The sequence below is a fragment of the Streptomyces sp. NPDC007164 genome, assembly GCF_040634135.1.
GTDB lineage: Bacteria > Actinomycetota > Actinomycetes > Streptomycetales > Streptomycetaceae > Streptomyces > Streptomyces sanglieri.
Genome location: NZ_JBEYFB010000059.1, coordinates 25834 through 35188, shown reverse-complemented (window position 1 = coordinate 35188; position 9355 = coordinate 25834). Strand labels below are relative to the sequence as shown.

Genomic DNA, 9355 nt, shown 5'->3' with positions numbered 1-9355 from the left:
CGTACGCGGGGCTGGACAGCATGGAGCCGAGCAGCGTGCCGGCGAGCAGGCCGGGGAGCAGGCTCCCGGGGCGGCCGTCGGTACCGGACCGGTGGCTCAGTGCCTGCGGAACGGGAAGCGGTACGAGTTCACGTAGCCGGCCGCCGGAGTCCCGACCCCCGTCACGTCGTCGTATCCCCTGACCGCCTTCAGCGAGGCGTCCTTGCCCAGGCCCCGCAGCGAGGTCAGCAGACCGTCCGCCGCGTCCACGCCATTGGCGTAGTCGACCCGGACCACCGCGAGATCCCGGTTCGGGCCCAGCGGGTGGTCGGTGACGTCGTGGTACGCCTTCGAGCCGTACCGGGCGTAGATCGCCGGGTTGGCGAAGCCGAGCGGACGTCCGTGCCCGGCCTGCTGCGCGAGCGCCTGGACACCCGCGATGACCGGCGCGGCCAGTGACGTACCGCCGATGCGGTACTCGTCGTAGCCGAGCGAGCCGTCGGGCAGCGTCTGGGTCTGGCCGACCAGGAAGCCGGTGTTCGGGTCCGCGACCGCCGCGATGTCCGGGGCCGTGCGCATCCGCTGCTTCCCGTTCGCCCGTGCGAGCGAGTCGGGCACGACGCCGCGCTGGTAGAACGGCTGCTTCACGGACGAGCTGGTGCCGCCGCCCGCACCGGAGGTGTACGCGCCCGGGAAGCCGTCCCAGCTCTTCCCGTCCTCGGCGAGGCTCGACTTGAGCGTGCCCCAGCCGGTCTCCCACTGGTACTTGTCGTGCTTGCCGACGGCCAGCGCGGTGCCGCCGACGGAGGTCACCCAGGCGGAGTTGGACGGTACGTCGATCTGCTTCGTACCCGTCGACGCGACGTTGTCGCCGTCGTCGCCGGAGGAGAAGTAGAAGCCGATGCCCTCGATCGCGCCCATCATGAAGACCTGGTCGTACGCGGCCGCGACGTCCGGTGTCTCGTTGGCCTCGACGTCGCCCCAGGAGTTGGAGACGATGTCGGCGAGCCGGTGGTCGACGACCTTGTTCAGCGAGTCCAGCAGATCGGCGTCGTAGCAGGAGGCGCCGCCCACGTACACGATGTCGGCGGCGGGCGCGACCGCGTGCACGGCCTCCACGTCGAGGGTCTCCTCGCCGTACCAGCCGGACGCGCCGCACTCCTCGGTCTTCGTGTAGTCGTCCGGCAGCACCTGCGTGAGCTGCCCGCGACGGTACGGGGCGTCGCCGTTGCGCTTGGCGTACTCGGCGGCGTCCTTCGCGATGGTCGGCGAGGCGTACGCGTCGGTGATCGCGACGGTGACGCCGTCGCCGGTCCAGCGTCCCGCACCGTAGGCGGCGCGCAGCTGCTTGCCGGTGTACCCCTTCACGGCGTACGGCGCCTTGGTCCCGTAGGCGCTGGGCAGCGACGACGGGGTCTTCGAGCCGTAGTACGTGGAGAAGGGGCCGGAGTTGCGGAACACCGCGTCCGGCGGCGGCAGCGCCTCGTCGTGGCTGGACTTGTGCGGCGCGTTGTCCAGGCCGGAGACCGCGAGCACGGCGTCGCTCAGGGCGGCGGGCACGGAGGCGGTGGAGGCCGGGGCACGGTAGGTGCGGCCGCCCTTGCGGTAGTTGCGCAGCTGGGTGCCGAACGCCTTCTCGGCGGCGGCGACCTCACCGGTGGCCGAGACGTAGTGCCGGTTGCTGCCGGTGACGGTCAGCCCGTTCGACCTCAGCCACTGGCCGACCTGGTCGATCTGCTGCTGGGTCGCCCCGAACCGGGCCTGTGCCCGGTCCGCGCTCAGGAACTTCCGGTACGAAGCGGACTGCGGGTCGGAGACGGCCGCGGCATAGGCGGCCAGCCCCTTCGCGTCCCGCCCGGCCAGATGGACCCGGACGCTGACCTTGCCGCTGTCCGACGTGGCTCCCAGGTCCGCCCCGGCGGTCGCCCAGGCGGGCTTGGTGCCCTGCAGCGCGTCCCGCCCGCCCGGCGCGGAGTCGGCGCTGGCGTTCGGTATCCCGAGGGCGAGCGCGCCGGCCAGCAGCGGCAGCGTCGCTGCCATGCTCAGCGCGGCGCGACTTCTCGCGCGGCTGGTTCTCATACAACCCCCTGCGATGTGGGTCTACGCGTGTGGATTACATGTGCCGGATGTTGTGCACATGTAATGCGCCACTCTGGCGAGGAACGCCTCATGTAAGGGGCATGTACTGACCAAGAATCGACCAAGTGAACCAATGCGCGGTGCAGTTCGCCGGGAATCCGGCGAACTGCACCCCCGCCCGGCTCTCAGGTGTTCGAGACCGAGTCCGCCGGACCGATGCCGAACGAGGGCGAACTGCTCACATACGTACAGCCGGTGTACCGGTACCCGGGCTGGATCTTCGAACCGTCCGCGTAGCTGCTGACGACCGTGCGGCTCGCACCGCCCCGGTGCTTGTACAGGAAGTGGTACTCACCCGCGGGCAGCCGCAGCGTCACCTTCGGATAGCTCTTCCCCCCGGCCTTGCACGCGGACAGGGAGGCTGAGATTCCGGAGTACGTCCGGCAGCTGCCGCACCCCTTGATGCTCGTCCGTCCCGTGACCGGCCCGGTGTAGAGGATCTCCACCCCGTCCGGGGCGTCGTTGCTGATGACCAGCTCCATCCGGGCCCCGCCGGGACTGCCGGACGGCGGCAGGTGCTTGCCGGCCGCCGCCCGGGTGCCGGCGATCTCGGCGGCGATGGCGACGTCCCGGGCCCGCGCACCGCGCCCGTCCTTCTTGTACGTGGCGGCGAACTGTGTCAGCGTCAGCCGGGCCTCGTCGAACCGCTTGTCCTTGAACTGCGCGATCCCGCAGGCGTATTCGCCGTCGCGGATGCCACCGTCGGCCCTCCCCGCCAGCGCCGAGACCGACTTGTCCGGCAGCGCGAGGGCCGTCGTACGGAGCCGGCGCAGCGTGTTCCGGGCGGTGCAGGGGTCGCTGCCGCGCACGGCCCGGTTCTGCTCCGAGATCTTCCGGGAGACCGCGGGCCCCACCTTCCCGGCCTGCGCCGAGTCCGGGAACGTACGCAGCAGCTCACCCAGTTCGTCGCCGTCCCGGCCGCCGGGCGCCTTGCCCAGCTTCGCGACCCCGCACTCGTACAGCGAGGTGGCGAGCGGCCCGTCGGGGTACCCGGCGAGATCCCCCAGCAGCTTCGGGTCGATCGACCGGGGCACGGTCCGCAGATGGGTCAGCGGTTCGACGGCCTCGCAGTGCTTCTGCTGCCGGTACGGCGCCGAGACCGCCTTGTAGTACGCGTCGAGCCGTGCCGGTACGAGCCTCCCGGCCCGCGACCCGGAATGGTCCTCGCCGAGCTCGCGGTAGACGGCGAGCGCCGCCCGGTAGTCGCCCCGCGCGGCGGCGAAGGGCTTGCCCGAGGCCGCCTCGACGCTCCGGTCGCCCCGGTCCAGCCGGTCGAGCAGCATCCGCTCCACCGCCTCGTCCTGCGCGGAGCCGTAGGCCACCACACCCCCGGCGGGCACCGCCAGCAGCACCAGACCGGCCCCCGCCGCCACCATCGGCCGCCACGACCCGCCGACCGCCCGACGCCGCGCGGCCCACGCCCCGTCCACGGCCGCCAGGACCAGCGCGACGAGATACCCGACGACCACCCCACCGGCGGCCCCGTCCGGATCGGCCGGCAGCACGGACCACAACAACGCGCCGGTCACGGCCCAGCACAGCACCGCCCGCATCCAGCACCGCATCAGCGCATAACCGAGCCCGAACCCGCTCAGATTGAGCAACGCCACGGCCACCGAGCGCAGCCCGCCCCCGGGCGGCGGCGGCCCGACTGCGGGCGGCCGTGTCGGCGGCGGAGGCGGAGGCGGGGCGAAACCGGGCGGCGGCGGAGCCGACCCGGCCCCGCCGGTATGACTCTGATCGTCCCAACTCACGTCGGCCCCCCAACGTTTGCGCAACCCGGGACTCGAATCGAACCCGGCCGGAACACCATCCACGACACCCCGAACAGTGTCAATCCGGGCGCACTCCCTGCAGGACGAGTGGCTTCGCGGGCGTCTACGGGATCGCTTGTGATGCCCACGTGGCCCTGCCGCCGACGCCGTCAGCCTGATTGACGACGGCGCACCACCTGGCCCGCTCCGTACGCCGTAACTGTGCTGTCAGCGCCTTTGGTTAGTCTGGCAATCATGGAAACGGAGCACAGTATCCAGCTCCCCGGTCCGGGGGATGCACAAGCCGCGGGTCCGGACGGCGGCCCCGCCCGGAGTGATGCGCGTGATGTCCAATGGGTCCTGCAACCGCGGGGTACTTCGAAAGTCAGGGGGCCTCAGCACTTCCAGCACTCAGTCCGGAAAGGCATCCTGCTCTCGTCTTATGAGCATGTACTGGGTGCCGATGGGGATGTGCTGCGACGCCTGTTCCCCAAAGGCGTGGCGAGACTCTGGGGATCCACACCTCCTGTTCGAGAGAAGTCCGAGAAGGTGACTGCGCTCCGGGAGCGACGGGTCGGTGATGAAGTGTTGTTCTATGCCAAGACGAGGTTCGTCGCCAAAGCCAGGATTCTCGGCCTCCTCCACAACCGGCCGCTGGCCAAAGAGATCTGGGGTGTGGACGAAAGGCAGAAGACCTGGGAACACGTGATGGCGTTGGGCGACGTGGTCGAGTTCGACGTGCCGGCGGAACCCATCCTCAAAGGGCTTTCGATCGCTGTTCCACTGCGTTCGCTGACACTTGTGCCTGCTGAAGGACGGCGTCGATTCCTGCACCTGACCACTTCTCCGTCGCACCCGGAGAGTACAGCCCCGGCTACAGGCACAGCAGGGGCTGAGAACCGGGCGGCACTGGGACGGGACGACCTTTTCCGTGCTCTCGCGTCCCTGAAGACCCACATCAAGGAGCGACGCCCGTCGCGGCACAAGCCGATCACGCTCCTTTGGGCCATCGGCCGTCTGTCACGAGGCGAGGACCGGATGGTGGACTGGGATACGTTCAGGGCCGAGGTCGCACCGTTGCTCAAGGAGTTCGGGCACCCGGATTCACGCGTCACCCCCGAGTACCCCTTCTGGCATTTGCGCAGCAGCGGGCTGTGGGGCGTCGAAGGGGTCGTGCCGCAGGGAGCTACTCCCACACCCTCCCAGCTGGCCTCGTCGCATGCCCGCGCCGGGCTTGAGAAGGACGCGGCAGCGATCCTCAGACGTTCGTTGTCCCGTGCCGAGGCGATCGGCCTGCTGTGTTCCACCCACTTCGCCGATACCGATCGGGATAGGTTGCTGGACAGAGTGGGGCTGGCCGGTTATACGAGCGCCAGCGGTGAATTCCCTACCGGGGGCAGCGGATCCGTGAAACGCCGTCCGGTCACTTCATCTCAGCCTGATCGTGATCAGCGTCTCGTCGAGCACATCAAGATGATGTACATGCACGAATGCCAGGTCTGCGGATCCCGGGTGGAGACCAGGTACAGTCACTACAGCGAGGCGGCACACATCAGAGGAATCGGGAAACCTCACAATGGTCCGGATGAGCTCTCCAACCTGCTGTGCCTCTGTCCCAATCATCATGTCGAATTCGACAGGCTCGCCATCTACATCGATGAGGACTGGTCGGTGAGGCGGAACTCCACCGGGGATGTCGTCTTTGAGCTCAGACGCCATGCTGATCACGTCATAGACGAGAACCACTTGCGCTACCACCGAGGGCTGTGCGGACGCGTCTGACCGGGACGGAGCCCTGCATACATCTCGACCAACGCTGCAGGGTCCGCCCTGGGCGCGTTCCCCAGCCAGGAGGGGGACGCGCCGGGACATCAGTGGATCGGTAGGCAGAGTTAGGGCCGGAGCGGCATCATTTTGTTCGGGCGGACGCAGAGCCGGACGACATCGTCGTGAACCTGCTGGGTTCGTGAAGTACTTCCGCCGCGCCATCGAGGTCGGCCAGACGTGCGGAAAGTGTCGCCTCGGCCAACCGCAGAGGCAGAGCTGCGCCGAACTTCAGGCCACGGAGAGCGCGAGGGTCCACTGAAGGAAGGCACAAGCGCCTTGTGGCATCGGACTTGGCCTGTTTCCATTCTTGAATCGTGATGTCTTCGCGGAGCCGGACGTACGTGTCTGTCGGGCGCTGCAGAGGATCGGCGGCTGAGCCGAGCGAAGCAGCCAGTGTCGCATTGGCCTTGTACCCGGCCCACGTCCACCACCGCACATTGGTGTCCCGTCCACCACGCACGAGAACCGAAGCATCCGGATGTACCAGCTCGGCTGCCTTTTCACGCACTTGCACTAGAGCGCTGTCGGCACGTCGGGTGAAAGTGACCGAAGGTGTTTCACCAAGGAGTACTTCCCTCGCAGCACGGGTCAATGCGTGGGACCCGGTACGGGACAGACCTGCTCCGCCCCATCGGGCTTTTCCTCCTCCATCCACCGGCTCGACGAAGCAACGGCGCCGCGACCAGTCGATGTAGGTCACCTGCCAACTGCGTCCGGCGAGGAGCAGCCGACGCGGTCCGGTGATCTTCTCGGTGAGCAGGGCCGGGTCCGTCGTACCGATTTCGTTGCGTCCTGACAGAACCGTGAACTCGGGGGCCGCGGTGAACACAGCTGTGAGCTCCATGAAGTGCCGGTAACCGAAACGCTGTTCGGCCTCGGGGCCGATGAACATCATTCCGCCGTCACGGTTCAAATAACCCTCCGTGATCAGGTGGCGTACGAGCGGCTCGGCGGACGGTCCGAACGGCCCGAGGCTGCCCCACCAGCCCTGCCACAGACGGTCCCCGACCCGGTGCTCCTGAAGGCAGAGCGCCAGGACCTGTTGAGCAACGATGTGCCGGGGCTCTGGCGGCGCGACGACCGGCTCGACCCACCCGCGCGACCAGAGCAGAAGAAGAGCGGCAGCCGACAACAGACCATCCTCATCGAGGGCCAGGAACAGACAGTTGCGCGTCGACCCTGGCCGCCGTCCAGTGCGCCCGAGCCGCTGGAGGAAGGAAGCCACAGTCCCCGGAGCGTCGATCTGGATGACACGGTCGAGATCGCCCACGTCGATGCCGAGTTCCAGAGTGCTTGTGGAGACGATCACGCAGTCGCGTGCGTCCGCGAAGGCTTCCTCGGCGCGTCGTCGCTCGTCCGCGGACAGCGACGCATGGGACAGGAACGTGGTCACGCCCTTCGCGCGCAGTGCCTCACCGAGCTCTTCGACCTGCTTGCGCGACTCGCAGAACGCCAGACGCTTCTCACCCCTGTGCAAGGCCGCGATCACGGTGGCCGCATTGGCCAGCGAACCGACGTAGTCGAGCTGGACGTCCCCCGATGGAGGTGATTGCTGTGTCGACGACACCTGGTTACGCAGATGGGGAGCGACAACTCGCGGGTTGCCCTTCCCCGATCCTCCCCGCGCCCCCCGCAACCAGGTGAGCAGCTGTTCCGGATTACCTACGGTTGCCGAGAGCCCCACCCGTTGTATGGACCGTCCTGCCACACGCTCCAGCCGCTCCAGTACGGCAAGCAGATGCCATCCCCTGTCATCTCCCGCAAAGGCGTGCACCTCGTCCACGACAATGGTGCGCAGCCCGGAGAAGAACGCCTTGTGATCGACATTTGTGCTGACCAGCATGGCCTCCAAAGACTCCGGAGTGGTCAGCAGAATGTCCGGGCGCTCCCGCAGGATGCGCTTGCGGCGGGTCTGCGGTACATCGCCGTGCCAAAGCGCTGCCGTGCGCCCGAGCCACGAGGTGTACGTCTCCAGCCGGGGCAGCAGGTTGTTCAGCAACGCCTTGAGGGGACAGACGTAGAGGACTGAGGTGCCGGTCCAGCCTTCCTGGGCCATGCGCGAGAGCAGCGGGAAGCTCGCCGCCTCGGTCTTCCCTCCAGCCGTGGGGGCCAGCAGCAATGCGTCCGAGCCGTCGACGAGCGGTGTGATCGCCTCCTCCTGGAGCGGGCGCAGCCCCCGCCATCCCAAGGTGTTCACGATGTGATGGACGATTCCCGGGTGCAGCAGATCCAATGGATCCGAGGCCGCGGTCATGGAAGATCCAGTTCGATCTCGTCCGGGCTGCCGGCCGCCGCGTTGCGTTCGACCTCGCTCATCTCCGCCGCGTTGACCGTCAGGGCATAGTGCTGACGCGGATCGAAGTCGTCGAACTGGTCGACACGGTCCAGAACGTCGCCGACAAGCTTTTTCAGGAACAGCCGCGGTGCGACACCCACCCGGCCGCCGAGCGCCCCGCCGACGGCCCTGGCCAGGTCGGCGATGTACGCGTTGTCCACAACAGTCCGGACACGCTCGGCATCGCGGACACCGTCCGTATAAAGGTCGCGGATGGTCATCCCCAGGCCCACCAACGAGTCCTGGGTGAATCCGGGCAGCCGGACTTGCACGGCCCGGGGATTGTCGAAACGTGGGTCGGTGGTGAAGTCGGTGGCGAGTCGCTGCGCCAGGGGCGCCAGGCGCTGGACCCCCTGCTGACCTTCGTAGAATGCCGGAGTGCCGGTGATCAGTAGGTACAGGCCGGGGAAGCGGCCGGAGTGCACCTCGTCGATGAGCTGACGCAGCGCGTTCAGCGCCTTGTCGCGCGCGTCGGAACGTACCCTCTGAAGGGTCTCCACCTCGTCGAGTACGACGAACAACCCCTTGTGCCCGGAGTCTCGCAGCACTGTCAGCAGGCCCTGAAGGAAACCGAAGGCACCGAAATGGTCGAGGTCGCCCCGCACTCCGGCGGCTCTGCGCGCCGAGGCAGCAACGTGTGGCTGGCCTCCCAGCCAGGCCATCACCGCTGAGGCGGTGACTTCGTCGCCGGAGGTAAGCGCGGTCCGGTAGCCGCGAAGGGCTGTCGCGAATGACGGGGCATGCCGGGATACATCGGTGAGGCGGGCCGCCATCAGCTGCTCGACGGCTTCTGCCAGGTCCTCCTCCGCCGTACCCGTGGCGAGCGAGTCCTCCTCCAATGCGTAGAACCACGCATCCACGACAGGGCGCAACGCGCTCGGGGGGAAGCCGGAGGTGGTCAGCCGCTCGGTGAGGCGGCGGTAGACCGTCTCCAGCTTGTGCAGTGGTGTCTCGGTCTCCGATACCTGAATCTCCGCGACGGCGAAGTTGCGCCGCTTGGCCCGCTCGCCGAGCCACCGGGTGAAGAAGGTCTTGCCGGACCCGTACTCGCCCCGCACCGCCTTGAACACGGAGGCACCCGATGCCACGGCGTCGAGCTCGGCGTCGAGCGCCGGCTCGAAGCGGCCCAGGCCGGTCGCGAGCAGATCGAGGCCGCTCTCAGGGACGGCGCCGCGCCGAAGGGCGTCGATCACATCTCGGCGCCGGGCGGCGCTGACGGGGCCGGTGCGTTCGGGTCTGTCGGTACTCACCTGCTCAGTCTCCCATCCAGGGAGAGTTCCGGAGGATCGGCCGGATCTTGCCCCTACGGACCTCGGTGTTC

Annotated in this window: 5 protein-coding genes; 1 reads left to right on the top strand and 4 read right to left on the bottom strand. The window is 68.2% G+C overall.

Annotated features, from left to right (window positions below; all coding sequences use genetic code 11):
* Window positions 1–96 precede the first annotated feature (96 nt).
* Both ABZ622_RS37145 and ABZ622_RS37140 read right to left on the bottom strand, forming a co-directional pair.
* A complete protein-coding gene (locus ABZ622_RS37145; protein ID WP_360551013.1) occupies window positions 97–2058 on the bottom strand; it encodes a S53 family peptidase in 1962 nt (653 codons plus the stop codon).
* A gap of 185 nt (window positions 2059–2243) precedes the next feature.
* Complete coding sequence (locus ABZ622_RS37140; protein WP_360551011.1) at window positions 2244–3728, bottom strand: hypothetical protein; 1485 nt, start codon at window positions 3726–3728, stop codon at window positions 2244–2246.
* 399 nt (window positions 3729–4127) lie between these two features.
* Between ABZ622_RS37140 and ABZ622_RS37135 the strand changes: the two genes are divergently transcribed.
* On the top strand, window positions 4128–5654 hold the full coding sequence (locus ABZ622_RS37135) for an HNH endonuclease (protein ID WP_360551009.1): 1527 nt from the start codon (window positions 4128–4130) through the stop codon (window positions 5652–5654).
* A 127-nt stretch (window positions 5655–5781) separates the two neighbouring features.
* Here ABZ622_RS37135 and ABZ622_RS37130 read toward each other — a convergent pair whose 3' ends face one another.
* Together ABZ622_RS37130 and brxD are read right to left on the bottom strand one after the other, a co-directional pair.
* A complete protein-coding gene (locus ABZ622_RS37130; RefSeq protein ID WP_360551007.1) occupies window positions 5782–7953 on the bottom strand; it encodes a DEAD/DEAH box helicase in 2172 nt (723 codons plus the stop codon).
* A complete protein-coding gene (brxD, locus tag ABZ622_RS37125) occupies window positions 7950–9284 on the bottom strand; it encodes a BREX system ATP-binding protein BrxD (RefSeq protein WP_360551005.1) in 1335 nt (444 codons plus the stop codon). Before brxD ends, ABZ622_RS37130 begins: the two co-directional genes overlap by 4 nt.
* Window positions 9285–9355 lie beyond the last annotated feature (71 nt).